This is a genomic window from Phytomonospora endophytica (genome assembly GCF_014202425.1).
Taxonomy (GTDB): Bacteria; Actinomycetota; Actinomycetes; order Mycobacteriales; family Micromonosporaceae; genus Phytomonospora; species Phytomonospora endophytica.
The window spans coordinates 393,773-419,061 of record NZ_JACHGT010000008.1 but is presented as its reverse complement, the minus strand read 5'-3'; the positions used below and the strand labels follow the sequence as shown (position 1 = coordinate 419,061).

At 70.1% G+C, this 25,289-nt stretch carries 23 protein-coding genes; 5 read left to right on the top strand and 18 right to left on the bottom strand.

Translation table 11 applies throughout. From position 1 onward, the window contains the following. Positions 1 to 938: 938 nt before the first annotated feature. The 16 genes from HNR73_RS20740 to HNR73_RS20665 form a co-directional block, all read right to left on the bottom strand. Positions 939 to 2,462 (bottom strand): SigE family RNA polymerase sigma factor, encoded by a 1,524-nt coding sequence (locus HNR73_RS20740; RefSeq protein WP_184789186.1) that lies wholly within the window; start codon positions 2,460 to 2,462, stop codon positions 939 to 941. A gap of 119 nt (positions 2,463 to 2,581) precedes the next feature. Continuing rightward, positions 2,582 to 3,700, bottom strand: a complete 1,119-nt coding sequence (locus tag HNR73_RS20735; protein ID WP_184789185.1) for an acyltransferase family protein — start codon at positions 3,698 to 3,700, stop codon at positions 2,582 to 2,584. Next, complete coding sequence (locus tag HNR73_RS20730) at positions 3,697 to 4,710, bottom strand: alpha/beta hydrolase (protein WP_184789184.1); 1,014 nt, start codon at positions 4,708 to 4,710, stop codon at positions 3,697 to 3,699. Before HNR73_RS20730 ends, HNR73_RS20735 begins: the two co-directional genes overlap by 4 nt. A 94-nt stretch (positions 4,711 to 4,804) precedes the next feature. Beyond that, entirely contained in the window at positions 4,805 to 5,854 is a 1,050-nt protein-coding gene (locus HNR73_RS20725) for a hypothetical protein (RefSeq protein WP_184789183.1), read from the bottom strand. Continuing rightward, positions 5,851 to 6,375, bottom strand: coding sequence for a SigE family RNA polymerase sigma factor (locus HNR73_RS20720; protein WP_184789182.1), 525 nt, complete (start codon positions 6,373 to 6,375; stop codon positions 5,851 to 5,853). Before HNR73_RS20720 ends, HNR73_RS20725 begins: the two co-directional genes overlap by 4 nt. Before the next feature lie 115 nt (positions 6,376 to 6,490). After that, positions 6,491 to 7,519, bottom strand: a complete 1,029-nt coding sequence (locus HNR73_RS20715) for a hypothetical protein (protein ID WP_184789181.1) — start codon at positions 7,517 to 7,519, stop codon at positions 6,491 to 6,493. After that, a complete protein-coding gene (locus tag HNR73_RS20710) occupies positions 7,516 to 8,034 on the bottom strand; it encodes a SigE family RNA polymerase sigma factor (protein ID WP_184789180.1) in 519 nt (172 codons plus the stop codon). The genes HNR73_RS20715 and HNR73_RS20710 overlap by 4 nt, the downstream gene beginning before the upstream one ends. A 112-nt stretch (positions 8,035 to 8,146) precedes the next feature. Continuing rightward, positions 8,147 to 8,575 carry a hypothetical protein gene (locus HNR73_RS20705; protein WP_184789179.1) on the bottom strand — a complete coding sequence of 143 codons (429 nt, stop codon included), beginning with the start codon at positions 8,573 to 8,575 and terminating at the stop codon, positions 8,147 to 8,149. Further along, positions 8,572 to 9,357, bottom strand: coding sequence for a SigE family RNA polymerase sigma factor (locus tag HNR73_RS20700; protein ID WP_184789178.1), 786 nt, complete (start codon positions 9,355 to 9,357; stop codon positions 8,572 to 8,574). The genes HNR73_RS20705 and HNR73_RS20700 overlap by 4 nt, the downstream gene beginning before the upstream one ends. A 70-nt stretch (positions 9,358 to 9,427) precedes the next feature. Beyond that, positions 9,428 to 10,363, bottom strand: coding sequence for a hypothetical protein (locus HNR73_RS20695; RefSeq protein ID WP_184789177.1), 936 nt, complete (start codon positions 10,361 to 10,363; stop codon positions 9,428 to 9,430). Continuing rightward, positions 10,360 to 10,872 carry a SigE family RNA polymerase sigma factor gene (locus HNR73_RS20690; protein WP_184789176.1) on the bottom strand — a complete coding sequence of 171 codons (513 nt, stop codon included), beginning with the start codon at positions 10,870 to 10,872 and terminating at the stop codon, positions 10,360 to 10,362. The genes HNR73_RS20695 and HNR73_RS20690 overlap by 4 nt, the downstream gene beginning before the upstream one ends. 72 nt (positions 10,873 to 10,944) lie before the next feature. Continuing rightward, positions 10,945 to 11,955: a hypothetical protein gene (locus tag HNR73_RS20685; protein WP_184789175.1), complete on the bottom strand. Its 1,011-nt coding sequence runs from the start codon at positions 11,953 to 11,955 to the stop codon at positions 10,945 to 10,947. Then, entirely contained in the window at positions 11,952 to 12,467 is a 516-nt protein-coding gene (locus tag HNR73_RS20680; protein ID WP_184789174.1) for a SigE family RNA polymerase sigma factor, read from the bottom strand. The genes HNR73_RS20685 and HNR73_RS20680 overlap by 4 nt, the downstream gene beginning before the upstream one ends. A gap of 93 nt (positions 12,468 to 12,560) precedes the next feature. Then, entirely contained in the window at positions 12,561 to 13,490 is a 930-nt protein-coding gene (locus tag HNR73_RS20675) for a hypothetical protein (protein ID WP_184789173.1), read from the bottom strand. Beyond that, positions 13,487 to 14,005, bottom strand: coding sequence for a SigE family RNA polymerase sigma factor (locus HNR73_RS20670; protein ID WP_184789172.1), 519 nt, complete (start codon positions 14,003 to 14,005; stop codon positions 13,487 to 13,489). The genes HNR73_RS20675 and HNR73_RS20670 overlap by 4 nt, the downstream gene beginning before the upstream one ends. Positions 14,006 to 14,079: 74 nt before the next feature. Beyond that, entirely contained in the window at positions 14,080 to 16,131 is a 2,052-nt protein-coding gene (locus tag HNR73_RS20665; protein WP_239122149.1) for a SpoIIE family protein phosphatase, read from the bottom strand. Between the two features lie 72 nt (positions 16,132 to 16,203). Between HNR73_RS20665 and HNR73_RS20660 the strand changes: the two genes are divergently transcribed. The 5 genes from HNR73_RS20660 to HNR73_RS20640 all read left to right on the top strand — a co-directional run bounded on the left by HNR73_RS20660 (position 16,204) and on the right by HNR73_RS20640 (position 23,292). Next, positions 16,204 to 20,649 (top strand): HAMP domain-containing protein, encoded by a 4,446-nt coding sequence (locus HNR73_RS20660; RefSeq protein WP_184789171.1) that lies wholly within the window; start codon positions 16,204 to 16,206, stop codon positions 20,647 to 20,649. After that, the gene (locus HNR73_RS20655) at positions 20,646 to 21,194 is read left to right on the top strand and encodes a response regulator (RefSeq protein ID WP_184789170.1); all 549 of its coding nucleotides are present in this window, start codon (positions 20,646 to 20,648) and stop codon (positions 21,192 to 21,194) included. The genes HNR73_RS20660 and HNR73_RS20655 overlap by 4 nt, the downstream gene beginning before the upstream one ends. A 43-nt stretch (positions 21,195 to 21,237) precedes the next feature. Beyond that, on the top strand, positions 21,238 to 21,570 hold the full coding sequence (locus tag HNR73_RS20650; protein ID WP_184789169.1) for an STAS domain-containing protein: 333 nt from the start codon (positions 21,238 to 21,240) through the stop codon (positions 21,568 to 21,570). Positions 21,571 to 21,646: 76 nt separating this feature from the next. Further along, complete coding sequence (locus HNR73_RS20645; protein WP_184789168.1) at positions 21,647 to 22,159, top strand: SigE family RNA polymerase sigma factor; 513 nt, start codon at positions 21,647 to 21,649, stop codon at positions 22,157 to 22,159. Beyond that, the gene (locus HNR73_RS20640; protein WP_184789167.1) at positions 22,156 to 23,292 is read left to right on the top strand and encodes a hypothetical protein; all 1,137 of its coding nucleotides are present in this window, start codon (positions 22,156 to 22,158) and stop codon (positions 23,290 to 23,292) included. Before HNR73_RS20645 ends, HNR73_RS20640 begins: the two co-directional genes overlap by 4 nt. Positions 23,293 to 23,341: 49 nt before the next feature. On the opposite strand, the gene HNR73_RS20635 is transcribed toward HNR73_RS20640, so the two are convergent. Together HNR73_RS20635 and HNR73_RS20630 are read right to left on the bottom strand one after the other, a co-directional pair. Further along, entirely contained in the window at positions 23,342 to 24,451 is a 1,110-nt protein-coding gene (locus HNR73_RS20635) for a hypothetical protein (protein ID WP_184789166.1), read from the bottom strand. Beyond that, entirely contained in the window at positions 24,448 to 25,275 is an 828-nt protein-coding gene (locus tag HNR73_RS20630) for an HAD family hydrolase (RefSeq protein ID WP_239122148.1), read from the bottom strand. Before HNR73_RS20630 ends, HNR73_RS20635 begins: the two co-directional genes overlap by 4 nt. Between the last annotated feature and the right edge of the window lie 14 nt (positions 25,276 to 25,289).

The window sequence follows — 25,289 nt, the reverse complement described above, 5'->3', positions numbered from 1 at the left end:
CCTGGGGCTGTCAAGGGAAAGAGCGCCCTTGACAGCCCCAGAACCTTCATGTCGTCCAATCAATGGCCGAAGCGACGGAGACACAGGTAGACGCCTGGGGGTGTGTCGCGCTGCGCGCGACCTTGGGGGCCTGGCTCCCGAGGGTCACGGTCGTGTGGTGGGTATGGCGTCCCGGCGAACCCGGGAACACACCGTGAGGTCAACACCAACCGCACGCTTTGGCGCAGGGGTGGTCTCGGTCAGCGACAGGACACACGGCGAGCGCGGGCACGGCGAGTGCGGGCACGGCGAGCGCAGGGGGAGTGCCGAGAGAGCGGGGGTTAGGCACCTGCGGGTTGTGGCGAGATGGTGGGCGTTGCGCACCTGCGGGTTGTGCCGAGACGGCGGGGGTCTGGGCGAGCGCGCGGGAACGTGCCGAGACGGCAGCGGGTCAGGGCGAGCGCGCGGGAACGTGCCGAGACAGCGGGAACCATAGCGGGTGCGGGTGGTGTTGATCTCACGGTGTGTTCCCGCGCTCGCCGGGACGCACCACCCACCACACGACCGCGACCCTCAGGGACGGGCCCCCAAGGTCGCGCGCAGCGCGACACACCCCCCACCACTACTAACCTGTGTCTCCGTCGCTTCGGCCAGGGATTGGTGCAACACGAAGGTTCTGGGGCTGTCAAGGGCGCTCTTTCCCTTGACTGCCCCAGGTTCTTCGTGTCCCCTTGACCGGCCGAAAAAGACGGAGACAGGTTGTGCCAAACAACCTCAGCCCGCGCCCCGGCCACCCGACCAAAGACCGCCAAGGCACCCCCAGTCTCCCGAGCGAGGCCGGGGGGCAAGGGGGCGAAGCCCCTTGCGGGGTCCGGGGCAGAGCCCCGGCAACGCACCCGCAACCAAAGAAACAGACGTCTCGGTGCGGAGCGGGTGAACCCGCAACCAAACCCCCAGCCCTACCCCCCCACCATCGCCACCCCGTCCACCGCACTCACCACATGCAGCTCCCCCGTGAAGTAACTCCACGCCACGATCAACGTCCTCCCACCCGAAACGTCCTGCACCGCCAGCAACAACGTCGCCGCGTCCAGCCACTTCACGAACCCGAACCTCGGCCCCGCCTGGTGGCTGGAGTCGCGAATCAGCGCACGTTCGAGCGTCCCGGAGGCCGGGTCGATGATCGCGACGCAGTCCACGGCGGGGCCGTAGCCGTCGGGCATCTTGAACACCGCGTCCTTGGGCAGGCAGGTGCGGGCGACGAGTCCTTCCTCGTTCTGCTCTCCGGTCGAGGTGAACTGTCCCAGCCAGGTGGCTCCGGGGGCGACGATCGTCTCCGCCTTCCACTCACCGACGGAGGTCGGCGTCGGGATCGTGTAACTCACGCTCTTGAGGAAGGCGCCGCTGGGTTCGCCGAGCGGTCCCGGGGTGATGACGTGGGCGGGTTCGGCCCATGTCGTGGGGGTGACGGCGTCGACTCCGTGGAACTGTTGCTGCGTCCAGGTTCCGGTCGCCAGGTCGAGGAGACTGGTGGCTCCGGCTTGGGTGAGCAGGATGGCCGTGTCGTCGACGTACCAGGCGATGTCGACGATCGAGTCGCCGGCGCCGCCGGAGTTGATCGGAACGGTGAACCTCCTCGGCTCGTCGGCGGTGAGTCCGGCGACGACGACGGTGTTCGGCTGGGCCAGCGCCACGAACTTTCCGCTGGGGGAAACGGATCGGCGAGCGACGCTGCCTTCCAGGTACTCGTTGCTGTAGGCGAGCAGCGTCACGGTGTCGAGGCGGTGTGCCCGCCCCTCTTCGTCGAGGAGGATGACCGGCCCGGCGGCGCCCGCCTGGAGTGCCGCGGTGATGCGGCCGGGCGGGTTCTCCGACACCGTCGGGAGGTCGTCGGGATCGGTCGTGATCTCCTTGGGCAGACCGGTTTCGGGTCCGCTCCACAGTGGAGCCTGTGGGACCGTCGCCTCGTTGGGGAGTAGGTCGACGCCGTCCAGGAGCAGGGTCACGCGATTGGGGTCGTCGACGGTCTCGGGTTCGGGGTCGCCGCCTTGACCGCCTCGGGAGGCGACGTAGTAGCCGGCGAGCAGCAGCGCCGCGATGATCACTCCGACGACGACTCCGCGCCAGCGGCGTCGCCGCATCTTCTGGCTGTGCTCCCAGGCGGCGTCGGCGACGGCCAGGGCCGTGCCCAGGCGGTGCGGCCCTTCCTCGTACTCGGCACCGTCGATGTGGATGCCGCCGTCGCCTCCGCTGTCGGCCTCCCGCAAGACGACGCCGGCGTCGCGGGTGAGGTGGTCGTAGGCGAGCTGCTCCGGGTCGAACTCGGCATCGTGCTCCCTGGGCCACGCGCCGGCGACCTTCGCCAGGGCGCGCACCAGGAGTATGTCGGCGAGCCGGTCGTCTCCGGTGACCTGATGCGCTTCCCGGCGCAGATCGAAGATCCGGTTGTGCACGAAGGCGACGAACTCCTCGTAGGCGTCCATGCCGCTGCCCTCCTCGCCGAGCGCACTCCACCGCGGTCCTGCCGATGCGTAATCGTCGCGTGGGCGCGCGGGCGCGGGCAATGGCCCGAGGTGGCGGAGGTGCGGCTTTCCGGTAACGATCAGGCTTCGGCGTGGACACGTGGGGTGTGCTCGTGGCGTTGTGCGGTGCTTTGGCGCCTGCGCCGCCGTCCGACGCCGAAGGCGGCGACGACGACGGCCGTGCACAGCGCGGATCCGGCGAGCATGACCGGCCGGGTCGACCACCATCCGGCGTCGGCGGTGGTGTCGACGAGGGCGATGCCGGTGGCGCGGTAGAGGCCGTAGAGGAACAGCGCGGCTCCGGTGGTGTGGAAGAGGAAGACGGGCAGGGCGTATCGGTTGGCGGTGTCGACCGCGCGGGCCGGGCGGGGCTTGGCGAGCCAGCGGTCGGCGGCGGGGCGCAGGAGCGCCATGAGTCCTATCTGGACGGCGAGCAGGGCGACGATGGCGACGGTCGGCGGGGTCATGTTGGAGAAGGCGCGACCGGGGACGCCGACCATGGCGCCGGGGTAGCCGAGTCCGGCGACGAGCCAGGTGAGGACGGCCAGACCCGTCGCGGTGCAGGCGAGCGCGGCTTTGCGGGGCATGGCGCGCCAGCGTTCGTGGGAGAGTCCGGCCTGGTGGGCGAGGCCCCAGACGATGACGAGGTTGGCCCATCCGGCGCCTTCGACGCCGAAGCCGAAGCGGAGGACGTCGACGACGATCGCCGCCGCGGCGAGGACGGGCAGGGCGAGGGCGCCGGCTCGGCGGTGGATCCACAGTGCGAGGGGCAGCAACGCGACGAGCATGGCGTACACGCCGAGGAACCACAGTGGACTCAGCACGAGTTTGACCGTCCGGGCGACGGTCTCGCTGTCGTAGACGAAGGTCAGGCCGACGCCCGCGACCGCCCACACGCCGGCGAGGACCGCGGCGGGCACGAGCAGGGCGCGCAGGCGGGTCAGGGTGAAGCGGGTGATCCCGCCGCGGTAGGCCTGCCAGGAGCGCAGGTGGGCGTATCCGCCGATGTAGAAGAACAGCGGCATGACCTGCAGCAGCCAGGTCACGATCCACAGGCCCGGCACGAACTCAAGGGGGCTCGTGGTGCGCGGACCGGCGTCGGTCCATTTCACGACGGTGAAGGCCAGGTGGGACAGTACGACGACGGCCAGCGAGGCGACGCGCAGCAGGTCCAGGTAGCGGTCGCGCGCGGGTGTCATGCCGCGCTCCGGTGCGACTCGATGATGGTGGTGATCCCGCGCAGGGCGGTGGTTCCGGGCACGAAGTAGCCGTCGTGTCCGGCGTTGCCGCTCGTGTCGAGGGCGAGCGCGCCGAACTCGGGGTCGGCGGGGTCCTCGCCGTGGCCGAGGCCGAGGACGCGCAGGTCGGGGACCTTGGTGATGGGGTCGTCGCCGGCGAGTCCGGCCCAGACGCGGGCGCCGGTGTCGAGGTCGGCGGCGGTGTCGACGTCCATGCCGGGGCTGCCGAGTGCGACGAGATCCGTTACCTGGGTGGGGAAGGCGGGGGCCGCGTAGGCGGCGACGGTGGAGCCGTAGCTGTGCCCGATGACGGTGACCGTCGCTTGTGGACGGCTGATGGCGAGGCCGTCGAGGAAGCGGGTGAGGCTGTCGCCGCCGCTTTCGGCGCGGTCGGAGCGGACGGCGGAGATGGTGTCGATGCCGCCGTTCTCGGGGGCGTCGTAGCCGAGCCAGGCGATGACGGCGAGTTCGTCGTCGGCGGCGGACTCGAAGACCTGGCGGGCCTGCCACAGCGGGGAGCGCTGCTGTTTGCCGCCGAGGCCGTCGTGGAAGTTGGCGAGGGTGGTGTCGACGCCGGGGACGATCACGGCGATGCGTTCGGCGGTGGCGAGATCGCCGACGACTTCGGCGATGCGGCCGTCGCCGCGCGGGTCGTAGGCGAGCAGCTGGCGTCCGGGGAGCCCGGCGGAGCGCTCGTTGGCCTCGTAGCGGAGGGCGAGGGGGACGCCGTCGAGGTTGCCGACGACGCCGGGATGTTCGCGGGCGAGTCCGGCGGCGGTCTCGGGGCTGACGGCGGCGAAGAACGCGGCGACCTCGGCGGGCGAGGCGGTCACGGGGTCGGGGGTGGCGAGTCCGTCCACTGTGTTCGCCGGCCATGCGGCGGTACCGGGAGGCTCGTAGGGGGCGGTGCTCGTCGGCCAGAGACCGAAGGCGAGGAGCCCCAGTGCGATGCGCGCGAACAGGCGGGTCATGACGGCCACGATCCGGTCGTGGCATGCCTTCCGCCGTCACACGGGGGAGCCAGAACGGCCCCCTACCGGGGTAGGGGGCCGGGCGTTCGGGGTGCTACTTGACGACGAGGTCGGGCAGGGAGAGGGCGAGGTCGGCCATCTCCTCGCCGGTCAGGACGGGGCCCATGCCGGTCTTGAACGGGAGGTTCTCACCGTCGACGGCGTACCCGTCGACGACGACCGCGTTCCCGTTGGGCTGGTAGACCACGGCGGTGACCATCGTCTGCGCCCACTCGCTCTCGGCGTTGAAGACGCATTCGACCATGAGGATCCGCTCGCCGTCGGGTCCGTCCTTCTCCTCGCAGCTGAAGTCCGCGAGTTTGCCGGTCCTGCCTTGTGAGTCGAAGCGGTAGTCCTCACAACCGGCGACCAGGTGCCGCACGTCCCACGTCGACGGCATGCTCCGCACGCTCTTGGGGCCCGGGAGGTAGGAGCCCTTCGGGTAGATCGTCACGCCGATCTGGGCGTCGTTGTCGGCCCCGTCGAAGCGCCATGCGTATCCGCTGCTGTAGCTCGCGCCACCGGCCCACAGGTAGATCGGGCGCTCGTAGCCCGCGTCGGGTCCGAGACTGAAGTCGCCCGGCTCGGGTGCCAGGTCCTCCACCAGTTTCTGCACGGTGCGCTGGAAGGGGTGGAAGTTCTCGCGGGTCACCGGCTCACTGCCGCCACTGCCGTCGTATTCCAGCAGTTCCAGGCCTTCATAGTCCGAGATCCACTGCCAGAGACGTTCGGTGAGGATCGCCGTCTCGGCCGTCTCGACGTCCGTCGAATCGGCGTAGCCCCAGTCGTAGGAGTCGTTCTCCCAGTCCAGGTCGGGCAGCGGGAACGCCTGCTGCTCCTCCTGCGGAGGCGCCGGTGGGGGCGACTCCTCGGCACTCCCGCTGGCCGACGGCGATGCGGCGGGCAGCGATCCGGATCCCGGCTGGATGGCCAGGATCCCCGCGGTCAGGGCGGCGGCGCCGGTGAGGAACAGGCCGCCGAATCCCAGTCGGCGTCCCACCATCCGGCGCCGGCCGGCCCGGACGATCCCGTCGGCGGTGATGCCACTGGCCGGGATCGAGCCTTCGAGTTCACGGGACACCACCGACCCCATGTCTTTTGTCATGATGTAGCTCCTTGGATGTCATCGAGGACCGAGTCCGTCAGCAGACCGCGCAGGGTGGCTAGACCCCGCATGGTCAGGTTCTTGACGGCACCGGTCGAGCAGCCCATGATCTGCGCGGTCTGCTCGACCGGTAGGTCCTCCCAGAAACGAAGGACGACCGCGGCGCGCTGCCGTCTCGGCAGGTGCTGGAGGGCTTCGGTGAGCATCAGCCGTTGATCGGTCCGCTGCCCGTCGACGGCGGTCGCGCGGGCCGGTCCGGCCTCGTCGCCGCCGATGTTGACGCGCCGGAACCACGACAGCCGGTGCTCGTCGATGAGGACGTTGACGATGATCCGCCGCACGTACGGATCGACCGAGATCTTCCTCGCCCGGTTCCAGGCGCCGTACAGGCGGATCAGCGCCGTCTGTACCGCGTCTTCGGCGCGATGCCAGTCGCCGCAGCACAAGTAGGCGAAGACCCGCAGCCGTTCGGTGCGTCCGGTGACGAACTCACGGAACTCGGCTTCGTGTTCGGCTCTCATGGCGCTCCCGCTCTCCCGCCGCGATTGTCGTGGATCTGTACGAGATCCGCCGCCCGGGAGGTCACGCGAACGGCCCCGCCTTTCGGCGGGGCCGTTCGTCAGGGGGCGGCTCGTGTCAGGCGATGACACCCGGCGGGATGCGGAACGCCAGCGCGGCCAGCTCGTCGGTCCCCAGACCCGGGCTGGTGCCCGAGAGCGTGGCGTTGTGCCCGTCGTCGCGCTCCTGCCAGCTCGGGGCGTGGTCGGTGATCACGACGGCGTTCCCGTCGGGGTAGTAGACGACGACGCGGTTGTACCGGTGCTCGCTGGTCCGGGACGGATTGTTCGTGGTGATCTCCATGGACAGGACGCGTTCGCCGCCGGGCCCGTCGGACTCGGCGCACTCGAAGCCGGTGGTCCAGCCGGCGCGGCCCTGCGCGTTGTAGGTGAGGTCCTCGCAGCCTTCCGTCAGATGGCGGTAGTCGGCGTAGGAACCACCCGGTTGTGTCCTGGCGCCGGGAAGGTAGGAGCCCTTGGGGTAGTAGGCGATCTCCAGGACGTCGGGGCCGAGCTCGCCGTCGAACTGGAGCATGGGCCAGTCGTTCATGGTGTAGAAAGGCCGGCTGTATCCGGTGGCGGGTCCCTTCGAGAAACCACTCCCGCCGACATTGAGATCCTCGAAGAGCCCCTCGACGCCCCGCACGATGTCGGGGAAGTCCACGCGGTCGGTGACGGGGACCATCGGGTCGTTCTCGCCGCTGGTGAGCACCTCGGCGCCCTCGACGGCGGAGAGCGCCGCCCACCACTGATCCGTCAGGCCCCTCGTGGTGTCGTTCGGGTCACCTCCGCCACCGATCCAGCCGTACTCCTTGTCCTCGGGGAGATCCGGCAGCGGGAAGGCCACCTGTCCGGGCGGATCCGGTTCGCCCGAGGCGCTCGGCGAGGCCTGGGCGCCGTCGGGTCCGCCGCCCGGTCCCCCGCCGACCAGCTGGAACACAAGCCCGGCGGCGAGGAAGACCGCGATCACCGAGGCCGTGCCGGTGTAGGCCACCCGGTTGGCGCCCTGTCGGCGTCCCTTGTGGATGATGCCGTCGGCGGTGATCGCCGTCGGCGGTGAAGCGGTGTCGAGCTCACGGTCCAGCGCGGGCCCGAAATCCTTCGTCATGTTGCGACTCCTTGGATGTGTACGAGGTCCTCCTCCGCCAGCAGACCGCGCAGGGTGGCAAGGCCTCGCATGGTCAGGTTCTTGACGGATCCGTTCGAGCAGCCCATGACCTTCGCGGTCTGCTCGATCGAGAGGTCCTCCCAGAAACGCAGGACGACGGCCGCACGCTGCCGTTTCGGCAGCCGCATGAGCGCCTCGGTCAGCACCATCCGCTGCTCGGAACCACCGCCGGTGTCGGGCGGTGCCCGGTCGGGAAGCCGGTCGGAGACATGCACACGGCGAAACCAGACGAGGCGGTACTCGTCGATGAGCAGGTTGACGATGATCCGCCGGGTGTAGCCGTCGACCGACCTGCGGCTCGCCCGATTCCACGCCCGATACAGCCGCAGCAGCGCGGTCTGCACCACGTCCTCGGCGCGATGCCAGTCGCCGCAGCACAGGTACGCGAACCGCCGCAGCCGCTCGGTGCGCGTCACCACGTACTGGCGGAACTCGTCCTCCTGGTCCGATCTCATACCGGCCCCATCTTCCGTCGTCGATGTCGCCCGTACCTACGAGGACCGGATCGCGGGAAGTCACGCGAGACGGCCCCCGTTTTCACGGGGGCCGTCTCGGGGATGTGTTGCGCTACTCGACGATCACGTCGGGGAGGGCCTCGGCGAGCGCGATGAGACCTTCGGCGTCGAGGGCGTAGTCCACTGTGGCCAGGTCGGCCAGATGAGGTGCGCCGTCGACGAAGTGGTTCATCATCTTGTTCGTGACGCTCACCGCGTTGCCGTCGGCGCGATAGACGGTGACGGTGAGCGTCCGGTACGACACGTTGGCCGGGTTGTTCATGACGAGGTCGGTGACCTCGACGCGCTCGCCTCTGCTCGTCGTCGTCTCCGAGCAGGTGTAGTCGGCGTTCCAGGCCTTGCCGGTGGAGGTCTGCGCGTCGAATCGGATGTCGTGGCAGCTCGCGTAGAAGTGCGGCGCGTACGCGTCGTCGGGGAGTCCCTCGATGCCGTCGCGGTCATCGGGTCCCGGCAGGAAACCGTCCTTGGGGGCCACCTTCACGTAGAGATTGTCGGAGTAGCGGCCATCGGGGTCGTACTGCAGGAACAGGTCGATCCCGGTCTCGTAGACCGGCTGGACGTAGTCGATCGGGACCGGCGCCGGTCCAGTAGTACCGCGTGTTCGGGTCGAGTTCGGGAAGCGGGAAGCTCCGCTGTTCGCCGAAGACCGAGACCGAGGGCTCGGGCTCGCCGCCGGCGCCGAAGGCCGCGGGGAGGACCACGGCGGCCGCGGCGATCGCGGCGACGCCCGCGGTGATTCCCCCACCGAGGGCCGCGCGCCTGGCCCGCAGGCGTTGGCGGCCGCGGGCGGCGAGCGCGCCGGGTGTCCAGACCCCGCGCGGTGAGGCTCTTGACGGCGCCGGTCGAGCAGTTCAGGATGTGTGCGGTCTGCTCGACCGGCAGGTCTTCCAGGTATCGGAGCGCGACCGCCGCCCGTTGCCGTTTCGGCAGGCGGAACACCGCGCCGAGGAGCGTCAGTTTCTCGCCGATCGCGTCCCCCGGGTCGCCGCCGCTTCGTTCGGGCAGTTTGTCGCTGACGCGTTCCCGGCGGAACCAGGCGCGTCGTCGTTCGTCGATCAGGCTGTTGGTGATGATGCGACGGGTGTAGGCGTCCACGCTGTGGCGTTTCGCTCTGTTCCAGGCCCCGTAGAGGCGGACCAGGGCGGTCTGCACGACGTCTTCGGCCAGGTGCCAGTCACCGCAGCAGACGTACGCGTACCGCCGGAGCCGGTCGGCTCGGGCGGTCACGTACTCGCGGTATTCGGCTTCCTGATCGGGATTCATGTGTCCTCCGTCCGTCGATGGTGAAGACGGGAGGAGGTGCGGTGCCGGATGCGGTGCCGGCGGGGATTTCTCAGATGACGGGGACGGCGGGCAGGCTCAGTGCGAGCGCGGTGAGCTCCTCCGCGCTCATGACGGGTTCCCAGTCCCCGAAGTGGACGATTCCGCCGAGGGTGAGGACGAGCGCGTTCCCGTTGGCGAAGTACCGGATCACTCGCAGCCCGTACCGGCCGGCGTCCGCGGTCTCGTCGGCGAAGTGGTACTGGAGCGCGAACGTCCGATCACCGTCCTCGGTGCTCGGTTGCGGGCATTCGTAGGCGATGGCGTACACCTCGTCGTCGAGTCCCGCGCAGTTCGGCTGAAGGTACGGGACGGGCATGCTCACGCTTCCGGCCTCGGCGCCGGCCGGGGCCACGGCCAGGTACCCGTCCTTGGGGTACATCTGGACGAGGAGCCGCATCTGGGGGAGATCGTCGTGCGTCAGCAGTACCTCCCCGCGCCCGTACATCTCGTAGACGGGTTCGATGTGGCCGGTCTGCCACCGGCCTTCGGGACGGTCTTCGAAGAGGTGGTTGTCGGCGCGGGTGATCGCCGGGAGGTCCGCGAGATTCTCCGCCGCGACGGGGTCGCCGCCGTCGGAGGACACGAAGACCTCGATGTCCTCAAGTGCCGAGAGGCGCTCCCAGAGCGCGGCGGTCAGGCGTTCGGTCTCCGGTGTGGCCTTGTCGAAGTAGTGGCCCCAGTCGTAGGTCACCGACGGGTCGAGCTCGGGCAGCGGGAAGCTCGGCTGCGTGTCGGAGGCGGGAGACACGGGTGGTGTGCCGCCCAATGTCGTCGCCGCCAGTACCGAGGCCGCCGCGATGAGCGCCACCCCGCCGAGGATCCCGGCGAGGCGGCGCCGGCGGATGCTGCGGCGGCCCGTCGCGGCGAGCGCCGGGCCGCTGAGCGGCGACGGCGGCGCGATCGCGTCGAGCTCGGCGTCCACAATGGAGCTGATGTCGCGGGTCACGGCTGGACTCCTTCGATCCGTGCGAATTCGGTATCGGTGAGCCGCTCCCGCAGAGCGGCCAGTCCGCGCATGCTGAGGTTCTTCACGGCGCCGCTGGAACAGCCGAGGATCCGCGCGGTCTGCTCGACCGAGAGGTCCTCCCAGTAGCGCAGGACGACGGCCGCGCGCAGGCGGCCGGGAATGCACAGGAGCGCGGCGACGAGCGTCACGCGTTCGGCCGTCGCGTCGGGCCGGGCGGTGGTCTCGGGTGGTTCGTCGGTGACGCGCTCGCGCTGGAAACGCAGGCGGCGCGACTCGCTGATGAGGATGTTGACCACGATCCGGCGCGTGTAGGCGTCGACCGTGGCGGGGCGGACGCGCGGCCAGGCGCGGTAAAGCCGCACGAGCGCCGTCTGTACGGCGTCCTCGGCGCGATGCCAGTCACCGCAGCATAAATAGGCGAAGCGGCGCAGGCGCTCGCCGCGGGCCGCGACGTACTCGCAGAACTCGGCGTCCCGCACGGGGGTCATGGCGGCTCCTGGGGTTCGAGTGATTGTCACCCGGGGATACGCCGCGGTGGTGGGGGGAGGTCACACGGGTCGTCAGGCGACCGGCACCCCCGGCATGGCCAGGGCGATGTCGAGCAGTCGGGCGGCGTCGAGGGCGGTCGCGTCGGGAAGCGAGCCGGGCCGGTGGGCGTCGAAGCTGACGAAACTGTCCTCCACCACCACGGCGGTTCCGTCGAGGCGGTAGAGGACGACGGTGAGTTCGCGATGGAAGGCGCTGGTCTCGTTGGCGATCACCGTCTCGACGGCGAGCACCCGCTCCCCGCCGGGGCCGGCACCGTCGGTGCAGGTGTAGTCCACCTCGAACGGGGAACTCCCGGGTTCGAGGCGGTAGGTGTAGTCCTCGCATCCGGCGACCGCGTAGGGCGCCGACGGCTCGACGGGAGCGCCGAGCGGCTGTCCGGCGCCGGGGTGGAAGGATCCCTTGGGGAGGACCTGGACGGAGAGGCGGTCCGCCTGCTGGCCGGGGCCACGGCTCAAGGCCAGATCGCCGGCCCAGAAATAGGGGATGACATAGCCGGTCGCTTCGAGCTCGGGGTTCCACGTCGTCCCGCCGACGATGCGGAACAGGGCGTTCTCGCGGCGCACGACCCGGCGGTATTCCGCCTCGCTGAAGGGAACCCACTCCGCGCCGGTCGGCGCGCTGTCATCGATGTTGACGTACAACTCCGCGCCGGTCTCGGCGGCCGCGGCGGTGAAGGCCGCCCGCCATGCCTCGTCGATGGCGGCGGTGGCGTCGGTGACCTGGTCGACGCCGCCCGAGCGGTGCCAGACGTAGCCGGCGTCCGGGTCCATCGCGGGCAGCGGATAGTCGGGCTGGGCGATCTCCCCGGGCGGTGGTGGCGTCGTGCCGCCGAGAGGCAGCAGACCCGAGAGGAGGGCACCGGCGACCAGCACGGCCACCCCCGCCAGGGCACCGCCGAAGGCGCCGCGGCGGCGCCTGCGCGCCGTTCGTCCCTTCTGGACGATGGCGGTACCGGACAGGTCCGACGGTGGCGTGAGCGCGGCGAACTCCTCGTCGAGCGCCCGGGCGAGTTCCCGCGTCATGACGTGGCTCCTTCGATCTCGGCGAGGACCGTCTCCGACAGCTCTCCGCGCATGCGGGCCAGCGCCCGCATGGTCAGGTTCTTCACGGCTCCCGGTGAACAGCCGAGGATCCGGGCGGTCTCCTCCACCGGCAGGTCGTCCCAGTAGCGCAGGGCGATGACGGCCCGCTGACGCTCGGGCAGCCCGAGCATGACCTGCACGACCGTCAGCCGGTCCCCGGTGGGGCCGGCGATATCGCCCTGCGGGCGCTCGGGAAGCGTCTCCGACGGGTGCTCGCGGGTGAACCAGAGGCGGCGGCGCTGCGCGAGGAGCGTGTTGACGATGATCTTGCGGGTGTAGGCCTCGACCGAGGTGTTCGGTTTCGTCCAGTTCAGGTACAGCTTCACCAGCGCGGCCTGCACCGTGTCCTCGGCGCGATGCCAGTCACCGCAGCAGATGTAGGCGAACTGCCGCAGCCTCGCCGAGCGTTCGGCGACGAAATCGCAGAACTCGGCTTCGTGTTCGGGGGTCATGGGGCTCCTCACCGGCTCTTCCCCGATATTGATGCGCCGGGAAGAGAAAAGGTCACGGGCACCGGACAACCCCGCGCGGGGCCGGCGGGAAGGCTAGCGGACGAGGAGGTCGGGCATGGCCAGTGCGAGGGCGACCAGGTCCTCTTCGGACAGACCGAACCCGGCATCGCGCAGGTCGGCCTGCGCCCCGTCGATGCGCACCAGGTCGTCGGTGACCGTCAGCGCGGTTCCGTCGAGGCGGTAGACGACCACGAAACGCTCCTTCATCCACTGCTCACCGCCGCCCGCGGTCTTGACCCGTGTCACCACGATCATCCGCTCGCCGTTCGGACCGGTGCGCTCGGCGCACTCGAAGTCGATCTCCGAGGGGGCGCCCAGGTGTCGATCGAAGGTGTAGTCCTCGCACCCCGGCACGAGGTACGGCACCGGCGCATTCGGGTTCGGCCCCTTCGGCTGCCCGGCTCCCGGCAGGAACGACCCCTTCGCGCTGAGCCGCACATGGATGGAGTCCATGTACTCGCCGTCGGTGGCGGTGACACCGACGTCACCGCCGAAGTACACCGGGGAGGAGTAGGCGTTCGGGTCGAGGAATTCGGCATCGCCGTGCCCGAGGGTGTAGGTGTATCTGGTGATCGGGTTCGCACCGGCGGTGACGAGCGGGCGCCCGAAAGCCGCCAGGTGTTCCAGGTAGGCCTTGTCGAGCTTCGCGGTATCGGGCGTGACCCTTCCATCGGCCACCGACGGGACCCAGAAGTACTCCTCGTCCGGATCCAGCTCCGGCAGCGGGAACTCCGGCTGCGCGATCGCCACCGGCGGCTCGATCGGCACCCCGGCGACCGGCGCGAGGACCAACGCGGCGGCGACCACTCCCGCGACGAGACCGAAGGTTCCCCCGCCGAGGGCCAGGCGCCGCCGTCGCCGCACCCGCCGTCCCCTGTGGATGATCAGTTCGCGGGTGATCGCGGTCGGGGGCGTGCACGCGGCGAACTCCTCGTCGAGCGCGCGGGCCAGATCCCGGGTCATCGCGTGACTCCTTCGATGTCGGCGAGATCGGACTCGGACAGGTGGGCCCGCAGCCCCTGGATCCCGCGCATGGTCAGGTTCTTGACGGCCCCCGTCGAACAGCCCAGGACGTGTGCGGCCTGCTCGACCGGCAGGTCCTCCCAGTAGCGCAGGGCGATCGCCGCCCGCTGCCGGGCCGGGAGCCGCAGCATCGCGCCGACGACCGTGACCCGGTCGGTCGCCATGGCCGCCGTGTCCGGACCGGGCGGTTCGGGGAGCTCGTCACTGACCCGCTCGCGACTGAACCGCAGCCGCTTCCGTTCGGTGATCAGCAGATTGACGATGATGCGACGGACGTAGGCGTCGACGGCGTGCTTCGGGCGGCCCCACACGAGGTAGAGCCTCACCAGGGCCGTCTGGACGACGTCTTCGGCGCGATACCAGTCGCCGCAGCAGATGTAGGCGAACTGCCGCAGCCGCTGCGTGCGCGACGCGACGAACTCGCCGAACTCGTCGTCGGTAGAGGTCGGGGTCATGGGCGCGGGCTCCTTCACCGAGGGTCGGAGATGGAGACACCTCGACGGCCGGAAAGGTCACGCGCCCCGGCGGACTAGTCCTCGTCGCCCGCCGTGTTGTGGATCCCCAGGATCGCGATGTCGTCCTTCGGCGCGTCGGGCGAGAAGTTCATCGTGATCGCCTTCAGCCGCGACGTCACCACCGACGCCGGATGCCCCGCCAGGGGCGTCACGGCCCGGCACACCCCGCGCAGCCCGAACATCGTGTTGCCGTTACGGCGTTCGGTGACGCCGTCGGTGTAGAACAGCAGCGAATCGCCCGGCGCCAGCGACAACTCGGTCACCGTCACCTTCACCTGCTCCAGCAGCCCGACGGCCGTGCCCTCCACGCCGACGAACTCGCACTCGCCGACCTTCTTCAGGTGCAGCGCCCGCTCGTGCCCCGACAGGCACATCTCGACGTGCAGTTCCGCACCCCGGCGCTCGACCATCGCCGTGATCAGCGTGGCGTAGCGGCCCTCGTCGGGCTGTTCCAGCAGCGTCCGGTTGAGCAGCTCGATGATCCGGGGCAGCGACAGGCCCTGCCTCGCCAGCGCCCGCAGGACGTCTCGCACGACACCGGTCACGGCCGCGGCCTGCGGCCCCTTGCCGCACACGTCGCCCGCCGACACCAGGAAACGCCCCGGCTCGACTTCGAGGACGTCGTAGAAGTCCCCGCCGACGTCGGTGCCGGTCGAGGCCGGCACGTACTCGGCGGCGAACTCGATGCCCGGCGGCGTCGGCAGGGCCGCCGGGAGCAGCGCCTGCTGGAACGCCTGCGCGATCCGCTGGCGTTCGGCGTGGATGCGCGCGTTGTCCAGCGCCAGCGCCGCACGGCGGGCGATGTCCTCGATGACGGTGACGTCGTCGGGCGCGTGCAGCCGGTCGACGGGCCGCCCCAGCGTGAGCACGCCGAGAACCTTGCCCCGGGCGCTCAACGGGACCGCCACGCCTTCGAGCGGGCGCGTCAGCGGCACCGTCAGCCCCAGCGCGACCGTCTCGTGCAGCCGGTCGGTCAGCTCCGAGTCGGGTCCCGACAGCAGCCGCTTGACCACCGGCCACTGCGACTCCTCGCGGTGGGTGCCCGCGGCCGGTTTGAGCTCGCCCCACTCGTCGGCGACCCACAGGGTGCACCACTCGCCGAGCCGCGGGACCATGATCTGCGGCACGAGGGCCAGCGTCAGGTCGACGTTGAGCGACTGGGCGAGCAGCTCGCTCGCCTCGGCCAGGAACGTCAGCCAGGAGCGGCGGCGGACGTCGGCGGCGCGGAGCCGGTCGGCCTCGATCGTCAAGGCCATGCGGTCGGCCGACAGGGTCGCCAGGGCGCTCCAGGACCGCTCGGCCCGTGTGTTCGCCTCGGGGAACAGGACGAGCCGTCCCGACAGCGGCCGCGCCATCGTCAGCGGAACCATGACGACGCCTTCGGCCTCTTCGTCCGGTACCTGCCCGTATCGGCCGATCTGCTGATCGCCGGAGCCGTCGCCCTCGTCGAGCCACACGGCGCCTCCCGCCGCGCCGGTCACCTCGCAGAGGCGGAGGAGGAGTTCCGACACCAGCTGGGGCAGGGTGATCCGATTGCGAAGTTCGTCCGGGACCGTCACCAGCCAGGCGATGCGCTCGGCGGCGTCCTCGGCGGCGATGGGCTCGACGACGGAGGTCGCCGGGGCGACTCCCGCCACACTTCCCTCCAGGCCCACGGGTGCGCGCGAGGCGTGCCGGGTGCCGCGTTCCAGGCGGAACCAGACGCCCTTGCCGGTGGCGTCATGTGTGGTGCCCCAGGCGGAGGCGAAACGGTCGACGAGCAGGAGCCCGCGCCCGTGTTCGGCCATTTCGTCGGGGGGTTCGGTGGCCAGCGGTTCGAGCGGGCCGCCACGGAAGTCGGTTACGGTTACCGTGACGCCGTCGTCATCTGCCGTGACCTCCACATCGAGGTCGGTTCCCGCGTGTACGACACCGTTGGTCGACAGTTCGGTGGTCAGCAGCATGGCCTCGTCGAGCAGATCGGTGAAGCCGGATTCGACGAGCACCTCGCGCACGAGGGCGCGCGCCGCCGCCGGCGACTGGTGGTCGGCCGGTAGACGAAGACGTCGTAGGGCTTTTACGGACACAGCTTGCAGTGTCCCCCATGCGCAAAGAAAGATGGAAACACCCCACCGAGGTTCAACGCAGCGAGGCGATCGATGACAACTGTCAAAGCGCCACAGATACGACGCGATGAGAACGAGGAGGTCCTCTCGGCCCTCGCCGACGCGCTCGCGCGCGTCGAAAGCGGCGATTTCAGCGTGCGGCTCCCGCGCGGCACCGGACTGGGCGGAGAGGTCATCGACCGCTTCAACTCGGTCGTGGCCAAGCAGGACACGCAGGTCCGCGAGCTGACCAGGATGAGCAGGGTCGTCGGCCGCGAGGGCAAGATGACCGAACGCTTCGCCGAGGAACACCTCGACGGCGGCTACCGGCACGCCGCGGAGGCCGTGAACTCCCTCATCGACGACATCGTCCGCCCGACCGCCGAGATCTCGCGCGTCATCGCCGCCGTCGCCGAGGGCGACCTCTCCCAGCGCGTGTCGATGCAGATCGACGAGAGCCGCCCGCTCAAGGGCGAGTTCCTGGACCTGGCCCGCACGGTCAACAAGACGGTGGAGCTGCTCAGCGGCTTCGCGGTCGAGGTGACGCGCGTGGCGCGCGAGGTGGGCACCGAGGGCAAACTGGGCGGCCAGGCGGCCGTCCCGGGCGCGTCGGGCACCTGGAACGACCTGACGGTCTCGGTGAACTCGATGGCCTCGAACCTGACCGACCAGGTCCGCAACATCGCCCAGGTCACGACCGCCGTGGCCAAGGGCGACCTTTCGCAGAAGATCACGATCGCCGCGCAGGGTGAGATCGCCGAACTCGCGGGCACGATCAACTCGCTGACCGACACGCTGCGGGTCTTCGCCAACGAGGTCACGCGTGTGGCGCAGGAGGTCGGCACGGAGGGCAAGCTCGGCGGCCAGGCGGCCGTGCCGGGTGTGGCCGGGACGTGGAAGGACCTCACCGTCTCGGTGAACTCCATGGCCTCCAACCTCACCGACCAGGTGCGAAACATCGCGCAGGTCGCCACGGCGGTCGCCAAGGGCGACCTTTCGCAGAAGATCACGGCCGTCGCCCAGGGCGAGATCCTGGAGCTGAAGAACACGGTCAACACGATGGTGGACCAGCTGTCGTCCTTCGCCGACGAGGTCACGCGGGTGGCGCGTGAGGTCGGCACCGAGGGCAAGCTGGGCGGCCAGGCGAAGGTCACGGGCGTGTCGGGCACCTGGCGCGACCTGACGGAGAACGTCAACCAGCTCGCGTCGAACCTGACCGACCAGGTCCGCAACATCGCGCAGGTCACCACCGCGGTCGCCAAGGGCGACCTGTCCCAGAAGATCACCGTCGACGCGCAGGGCGAGATCGCCGAGCTGAAGAACACCGTCAACCGGATGGTCGACCAGTTGTCGTCCTTCGGTGACGAGGTGACACGAGTCGCCCGCGAGGTCGGCACCGAGGGCAAACTGGGCGGCCAGGCGCACGTGCGGGGTGTCTTCGGCATCTGGAAGGACCTCACGGACAACGTGAACCTGATGGCGTCGAACCTGACGGCCCAGGTCCGCAACATCGCCCAGGTCGCCACGGCGGTCGCCAAGGGCGACCTGACGCAGCAGATCACGGTGAACGCGCAGGGCGAGATCGCCCAGCTGAAGAACACCGTGAACAAGATGGTCGACCAGCTGTCGGCGTTCGCCGCGGAGGTCACGCGAGTGGCCCGCGAGGTCGGCACGGAGGGCAAGCTCGGCGGTCAGGCGCAGTTGCGCCGGGCGGCCGGGACGTGGCGCGACCTGACCGACAACGTCAACCTCATGGCGTCCAACCTGACCAACCAGGTCCGGAACATCGCCGACGTCGCCACGGCCGTGGCGCAGGGCGACCTGTCGCAGAAGATCACCGTCGACGCCCAGGGCGAGATCCTGGAGCTGAAATCGACGGTGAACCGGATGGTGGACCAGCTGTCCTCCTTCGCCGACGAGGTGACCCGTGTGGCCCGCGAGGTGGGCACCGACGGCAAGCTCGGCGGCCAGGCCCACGTGCACGGCGTGTCGGGCATCTGGAAGGACCTGACCGACAACGTCAACTCGATGGCCTCGAACCTGACCGACCAGGTCCGCAACATCGCCCAGGTCACCACCGCGGTGGCCGAGGGCGACCTGAGCCAGAAGATCACGGTCAACGCCCAAGGCGAGATCGCGCAGCTGAAGAACACCGTCAACCGGATGGTGAGCCAGCTGTCGTCCTTCGGCGACGAGGTCACCCGCGTGGCGCGCGAGGTCGGCGTGGAAGGGAAACTCGGTGGTCAGGCGGTCGTCGAGGACGTCTCGGGCATCTGGGCCGACCTCACCGACAACGTCAACCAGCTCGCCCGCACGCTGACCAACCAGCTGCGCGCGGTCGCCGAGGTGTCGACGGCGGTGACGCGCGGGGACATGACCCAGCGGATCACCGTCGACGCGCAGGGCGAGGTCGCCGAGCTGACCGGCAACATCAACCAGATGATCGAGGCGCTGCTCGACACCACAGTCAAGAACGCCGAGACCGACTGGATGAACTCCAACCTCGCGCGCGTGTCGGAGCTGCTCCAGGGGCAGCGCGACATCGGCGAGGTCTGCCGCATGATCATGACCGAGGTGACGCCGCTGGTCGACGCGCAGGTCGGCGCGTTCTTCCTGATGACCTCGGGCAAGAACCAGCCCAAGCGCCTGGTCCTCACCTCCTCCTACGGCTACGTCGGCCCCGACACCGACCTGGTGTTCGCGCCGGGCGAGTCCCTCGTCGGGCAGGCGGCGACGTCGAGACGGGCGATCCGCCTCAAAGACGCCCCCAGCGACTACCTGGTGGTCCGCTCTGGCCTCGGGCGGGCGCGGCCGGCCGACGTGGTCGTGCTGCCGGTCCTCTTCGAGGGCGAACCGCTCGGGGTGATCGAGTTCGGGTCCCTCAACGCCTTCTCGGCGCTGCACCTGAACTTCCTCGACCGCCTGGTCAACACCATCGGCATAGCCCTCAACACGATCCTGGCCAACCGCCGGACCGAGGAGCTGCTGACGGCCTCCCAGAAGCTGGCGCAGGACTTCCGCGACCAGTCGGAGAAGCTCCAGCGGGCCAACGAGGAGCTGCAGGAGAAGGCGCAGCTGCTCACCGAGCAGAACCAGAACATCGAGCTGAAGAACCGCGAGATCGACATGGCCCGCCTCGGTCTGGAGGACAAGGCGCGCCAGCTCACGCAGGCCTCGCAGTACAAGAGCGAGTTCCTGGCCAACATCTCCCACGAGTTGCGCACGCCGCTCAACTCGCTGCTGTTGCTGGCCCGCCTGCTGGCCGAGAACGCGGAGCGCAACCTGTCGGCCAAGCAGATCGAGTTCGCCCGCACCATCCACAACGCCGGTTCGGACCTGCTGGTCCTCATCGACGACATCCTCGACCTGTCGAAGATCGAGGCCGGGCGGATGGCCGTCGACCCGCGGCCCCTCGCCGTCGACGAGATCGCCGGCTACGTCGAGCAGGCGTTCCGGCCGCAGGCCGAGGAGAAGGGCCTTGAGTTCTCCGTCGAGCGCGCGCCGGGCGTACCGGACACGGTCGTGTCCGACGCGCAGCGGCTCCAGCAGATCCTGCGCAACCTCGTGTCGAACGCGGTGAAGTTCACCGACACCGGCAAGGTCTCGCTGACGATCGCGCCGGCCCCGGCGGGCATGATCTTCGGCGCGCCCTCGCTGGACACCGCCGAGACCGTCTACGGCTTCATCGTCAACGACACCGGCATCGGCGTCCCCGACGAGAAGCTGGCGCTGATCTTCGAGGCCTTCCAGCAGGCCGACGGCACGACCAGCCGCAAGTACGGCGGCACGGGCCTTGGCCTGTCGATCTCGAAGTCCCTGGCGCGGCTCCTGGGCGGCCTGATCATGGTGGAGAGCCAGCCGGGCAAGGGCAGCACCTTCACGCTGTTCGTGCCCGACGTGCTCACCGCCGACAAGATCCAGGTCACCGACGAGCTGGGCACGGTCCAGCCGGTGCAGATCGCACCGAACCGCTCCCGCCCGATCCTGCGTCAGGCGGGCAACAAGCAGGAGCGCCGGGCCACGCCGAGCGCGCAGGTACTGGAGAACGCGCGGGTGCTGATCGTCGACGACGACGTCCGCAACGTCTTCGCCCTCACCAGCGCGCTCGAACTGCATGGCATGACCGTCCTGTACGCCGACAACGGCGCCGACGGGATCGGCCTGCTCACCGAGCACGGCGACATCGACATCGTGCTGATGGACTCGATGATGCCCGACATGGACGGCAACGAGACGACCCGGGCGATCCGCAAGATCCCCGACTTCGCCGACCTGCCGGTGGTGTTCCTGACCGCGAAGGCCACCCCGGGCGACCGGGACGGCTCCCTCAAGGCGGGCGCGTCGGCCTACATCACCAAGCCCGTCGACCTCGACGAGCTCCTCGATCTGATGGCCTACTGGGTCGAGGGCGGCGACAACGCGCTGGCGCCGACCGTCCACAATGACGAGGTGCTGGAAGGCGAGATCATTGACGGGACGGACGGGCGGGGGACGCGGTGAGCAGCCCGAGAACGGCGAAGATCCTGCTGGTCGACGACCGGATGGAGAACCTGGTGGCGCTGGAGGCGATCCTCCAGGGCCTCCCGGTCGAACCCGTCGCGGTGACCTCCGGCGAGGAGGCGCTGAAGAAGCTCCTCGTCGGGGACTTCGCCGTCATCCTCCTGGACGCGCAGATGCCCGGGATGGACGGTTTCGAGACCGCCTCGCACATCAAACAGCGTGAACGCACCAGGCACGTGCCGATCATCTTCCTGACCGCCGTCGACCGCGACGCGCACCTCGCGTTCCGCGGGTACGCGGCCGGCGCGGTCGACTACATCACCAAGCCCTTCGACCCTTGGGTGCTGCGGGCGAAGGTGTCGGTGTTCGTGGAGCTGTGGGGCCGCAAGGAGCAGCTGGGCGTGCAGGCGGCGACCGTCCGCGCGGTCGAGGCGGAGAACGCCCGCCTGCGCGACGCGATCGAAGAGGCTCGATCGGCGCTGCGCTCGGGCGGCGAGGGCGCCACCGAGAAGGCCGTTGAGCTGCTGACCCGCGCCGGCGAGTAACGACCGGAACCATGACCGCGACTCGTCCGTTAGGCTTGCCAACGTGGTACGCCCGGAGCTAGACATCTCCGTGCGCCAGGATTCGGGTGACACGATCGTGGCGTTGCGCGGCGAGATCGACATCGGGACGGTCTCGCGGCTCACGGATGCCGTCGAGAACGCCCTCGTCGACCCTCCCGACCGGTTGATCCTCGACATGGGCGAGGTGACCTTCTGCGACTCGCAGGGGCTCGGCACGCTCGTCGTGCTCAACCGGGCGGCGACCCGTGCCCGCTGCCGCCTCGTGCTGGCCAACCTCGGCGACTTCCTGTCACGCCTGCTCAACGTGACCGGCCTGCGGCAGGCCTTCGTGATCCAAGACGGCGACCAGGCCTAGCGAAAAAGCTTCGCGCGGTACCCAACGTCCTTCCCCGCACCTGCGTTTGACAGGTGAAGGACGGGAGGATCATCGGATGGACCGATACGAAGGCTTCCGCGAGTTCGTGGTCGCTCGTGGCGCGGCGTTGTCGCGTACGGCCTACCTTCTCTGCGGAAGTCACGCCACCGCCGAGGAGCTCGTGCAAGACGCGCTGGCCAAGACCGCCGCCAACTGGCGGAAGGTCCACGGCGGCAACCCCGAGGGGTACGCCAGGCGCATCATGGTCAACCAGCACACGTCGTGGTGGCGCAAGTTCGGGCGGGAACGCCCCTTCGCCGACGTGTCGCAGGTCGTCGGGTCGGGACGGCCCGACGCCTCGCGCGCCACGACCGACCGGCTCGTGCTGGTCACCGCCCTCGCCGCGCTGGCGCCCAAGCAGCGTGCCGCGATCGTGCTGCGCTTCTACGAAGACCTCTCCGAGAACGAGATCGCGCACGCCATGGGCGTGACGAACGGGACGGTCAAACGCAACATCTACGACGGGCTGCGCCGGATGCGCGCCCTCATCCCCACCCTCGACGACATCGAACTGGAGGTCGCCCGATGAACCTGCGTGACGAACTCGGCGGCCTGGCCGGCCAGGCGCCGTCCTACGCCAGCTCCGACAAGGCGCTGCAGACGGCCAAGCGCCGCCGCGCGGTCAAGATGACCGCGGCGCCGCTGGCGGCCGTGGCGGCGATCGCCGTGGCGATCCCGCTGGCGCTGCAGAACATCGGGGGCGGCTCCGACGGAATCGACGGAGCCTCCGGGCTGGACACGGTGGAGTACATCACGCCGGGAGGCCCGAACGGCCACGACGTCCTCCACACGGCCGGCGGCCGGGAGTTGGAGATCCCCGCGTTCTTCACCGGCGTCAGGACCGTCATCGCCGTGCCGAACGGCTGGGTCCTCGGCGCCAACGGCAACAGCCACATCGACGGCGACGGCGACGGCGAACCGGACGGCGGCGGCGCCGGACTCATCGATCGCGACGGCGAACTGACGATGCTGACCGGACCGGACGCGGACGCGGTGCTGAACGCCGTCTCGGCCGACGGCTCCCTCATCGCCTGGCTCATGCCCGACGACGTTCTCCACGTCGCCGAGATCGGCCCGTCCGGGGCCGAGAACGAGGTCACGACCCCGGTCGAGCCGGGCGTCGACGTCCTCGCCTGGAGCGGCGATCTGCTCGCCATCGGCCAGTCGCCCAACGACGTGACGCTGCCGCAGCGCTGGGACGTGTGGGACCCGCGGAGCGGCGACTTCGAGCCGGACTGGGCCGAGGGGGTGCTCGAAACGGTCGCGCTGCCCGACGAGCGGGCCCTCGTCTCGGTCCGCGAGAACGACGATCCCTGCCTGGTGTACCTCGACACGAGCACCGGAAACGAGCTCGGCAAACGCTGCCAGTCGTTCATCGGCGGCCCCCTGGACGTCTCCCCCGACGGGAAGACCCTCTACCTGCGAGGCGAGGCCGACGGCGGGGTCATCGGCCAGATCCTCGACCTGGAGGCCTACCTGAACGGTGGCGAGCCCACTCCGGCCTGCGGTCAGGGCATGGACCTCCAGGTCGACTGGACCCCGGGCGGGGAACTGTTCGTCCTGAGCGGCGCAACGCTCCAGGAGTGCTCGACGACCGGTGCCGTGCTCGGCGCGAAGAAGCTGCCGGACGGGAGCAGGTTGGTCGGGTCCGCAGGAGCCTGACCGCCCGGGCAAGGCGCGCTCCCTCACCGGGGGCGCGCCTTCCCCACGCCTAATCCAGCCGCGCCAGATCCAGCGCGTGCCACTTCAGCGTCTCCTCGTCCCCCGTCGACCACCACACCGTCCCACCGCGCGCCCGCACGATCCGCGCGTCGGTGGCGACCGCGAACGTCGCTCCCCGTGTCGCGTCGAAGATCAGCAGCGGCTGCCCGTCGGCGTCGGCCGCCGACACGTCCAGCAGCACCTCGAAACGATCCAGCAGCATCGGGTCCGGCACGGCCGCGCTCGTGCGCTCGTCGGCGATCCGCCGTCGTTCCGAACCGTCGACGCGCATCAGGTCGGTCCCGCTCGGCCCGCTCATCCCCAGCGTCAGCACCCTGCACCACACGGGCGTGCACGTCGCCAGCTCACCGGTGTTCACCGGGATCGTGGTCGTCGTCTCGGCGGCCATGTCGACCAGCAGGACGCCCTCGCCGGACGCTCCCCCGTTGCTGATCGCGTGCGGCCAGGCGCTCCACGCGAACTCGCGCTCCAGGGTCACGGTCCGCACCTCACCGCCCGCCAGGGGGTAGGAACGCAGTTCGGTGGCCTGTCCGGCCCGGCGTGTCGTCGCCGCCCAGTGCACGGCCCCTCCGGCGATCTGGAGGTCGTAGGACGAGCCGGTGAACAGCGCGTCGCCGGTGTCGGCGGTCAGGCGCACGGCCTTCGCCGCCGCCAGGCCCACCGGTGCCGTCCAGAGGCTCGTACCGGCCACGCCCTGCCCGTCGGGGACCGTCTGGGTCCACACGAGACGTTCGCCGTCGGTGGCGACGGCGGTGAATCCGGGCGCGTCGTCGGCGTCGAGCGTGGCCAGCTCGCGCGCCTCCTCACCGGGCGTGTAGACGAGGAGGCGGACGCGTTCGCCGTCGGGTGTGTAGGCGGTGGCCACGACCGTCAGCTCGTCGAGGAACAGCAGCGGCGTGAACGGCGTCCCGTCGAAGAAGGAGCCGAGGAACGCGGAGGGGATCGTGCCCGGCCATTCCTCGGCGACGGAACGGTGCGCGGGCGTGCCCGCGGGGGTCTGCGGGATCCGTTCGGGAACGGGCAGCGTCACCCACGCCACGGTCGCCGCCAGGGCCAGGATCAGCGCGAGCGAGGGCCGGATGAAGGTGCGCGAGCTCATCGTCCGAGTCGGTTGCGCTTACTGCGGCGCCGGAGCGCGAAGCCACCGGCGACGGCGCCCGCCACGGCACCGGCGGCCACGGCCGTCGGCAGGGCGAGCATCGCGGCCTTACGGCCGGAACGGAAGTCCTTGATCGCCCAGCCGCGCTGGCGTGCCGTCCGGCGCAGCACGGTGTCGGGGTTGACCGCGACGGCGTGCCCGACCGCCGAGAGCATCGGCAGGTCGTTGGAGGAGTCGCTGTAGGCGGCGCAGCGGGTCAGGTCGAGGCCCTCGACGGCGGCGAGCGCGCGGATCGCGTCGGCCTTGGCCGAGCCGTGCATGATGTCGCCGATGAGGTGGCCGGTGTAGACGCCGTCCTTGATCTCGGCGACGGTGCCGAGGGCGCCGGTCAGGCCGAGGCGGCGGGCGATGATCTCGGCGAGTTCGACCGGGGTCGCGGTGACGAGCCACACGCGCTGGCCGTCGGCGAGGTGGCGTTCGGCGAGGGCGCGGGTGCCCGCCCAGATGCGTTCGGCGATGAGCTCGTCGAAGATCTCCTCGCACAGGCCGACGACGTCGGCGACGGGCCGGCCGGCCACGAAGGCGAGCGCGGACTCCTTGATGTCGGCGATGTGGCCGTGGTTCTCCTTGCCCTGTAGCCGGAAGCGGGCCTGCTGCCAGCCGAAACGCAGCAGGTCGGAGCTGCGGAAGAAGCGCCGGGCGGCCAGGCCGCGGGCGAACCAGTAGATGGACGCGCCTTGCATCAGGGTGTTGTCGACGTCGAAGAACGCCGCCCCGGTCGTGTCGGTGACCTGGGGCGGGGTCTGCACCTCTACGTCGCTCACCATTCGAGGGTAGT

What these genes read in the sequence shown, in the direction of transcription:
- HNR73_RS20740 (WP_184789186.1), bottom strand. Translation starts at nt 2,462, where the DNA reads ATGGACGCCTACGAGGAGTTCGTCGCCTTCGTGCACAACCGGATCTTC.
- HNR73_RS20735 (WP_184789185.1), bottom strand. Translation starts at nt 3,700, where the DNA reads ATGACACCCGCGCGCGACCGCTACCTGGACCTGCTGCGCGTCGCCTCG.
- HNR73_RS20730 (WP_184789184.1), bottom strand. Translation starts at nt 4,710, where the DNA reads ATGACCCGCCTGTTCGCGCGCATCGCACTGGGGCTCCTCGCCTTCGGT.
- HNR73_RS20725 (WP_184789183.1), bottom strand. Translation starts at nt 5,854, where the DNA reads ATGACAAAAGACATGGGGTCGGTGGTGTCCCGTGAACTCGAAGGCTCG.
- HNR73_RS20720 (WP_184789182.1), bottom strand. Translation starts at nt 6,375, where the DNA reads ATGAGAGCCGAACACGAAGCCGAGTTCCGTGAGTTCGTCACCGGACGC.
- HNR73_RS20715 (WP_184789181.1), bottom strand. Translation starts at nt 7,519, where the DNA reads ATGACGAAGGATTTCGGGCCCGCGCTGGACCGTGAGCTCGACACCGCT.
- HNR73_RS20710 (WP_184789180.1), bottom strand. Translation starts at nt 8,034, where the DNA reads ATGAGATCGGACCAGGAGGACGAGTTCCGCCAGTACGTGGTGACGCGC.
- HNR73_RS20700 (WP_184789178.1), bottom strand. Translation starts at nt 9,357, where the DNA reads ATGAATCCCGATCAGGAAGCCGAATACCGCGAGTACGTGACCGCCCGA.
- HNR73_RS20690 (WP_184789176.1), bottom strand. Translation starts at nt 10,872, where the DNA reads ATGACCCCCGTGCGGGACGCCGAGTTCTGCGAGTACGTCGCGGCCCGC.
- HNR73_RS20685 (WP_184789175.1), bottom strand. Translation starts at nt 11,955, where the DNA reads ATGACGCGGGAACTCGCCCGGGCGCTCGACGAGGAGTTCGCCGCGCTC.
- HNR73_RS20680 (WP_184789174.1), bottom strand. Translation starts at nt 12,467, where the DNA reads ATGACCCCCGAACACGAAGCCGAGTTCTGCGATTTCGTCGCCGAACGC.
- HNR73_RS20675 (WP_184789173.1), bottom strand. Translation starts at nt 13,490, where the DNA reads ATGACCCGGGATCTGGCCCGCGCGCTCGACGAGGAGTTCGCCGCGTGC.
- HNR73_RS20670 (WP_184789172.1), bottom strand. Translation starts at nt 14,005, where the DNA reads ATGACCCCGACCTCTACCGACGACGAGTTCGGCGAGTTCGTCGCGTCG.
- HNR73_RS20660 (WP_184789171.1), top strand. Translation starts at nt 16,204, where the DNA reads ATGACAACTGTCAAAGCGCCACAGATACGACGCGATGAGAACGAGGAG.
- HNR73_RS20645 (WP_184789168.1), top strand. Translation starts at nt 21,647, where the DNA reads ATGGACCGATACGAAGGCTTCCGCGAGTTCGTGGTCGCTCGTGGCGCG.
- HNR73_RS20640 (WP_184789167.1), top strand. Translation starts at nt 22,156, where the DNA reads ATGAACCTGCGTGACGAACTCGGCGGCCTGGCCGGCCAGGCGCCGTCC.
- HNR73_RS20635 (WP_184789166.1), bottom strand. Translation starts at nt 24,451, where the DNA reads ATGAGCTCGCGCACCTTCATCCGGCCCTCGCTCGCGCTGATCCTGGCC.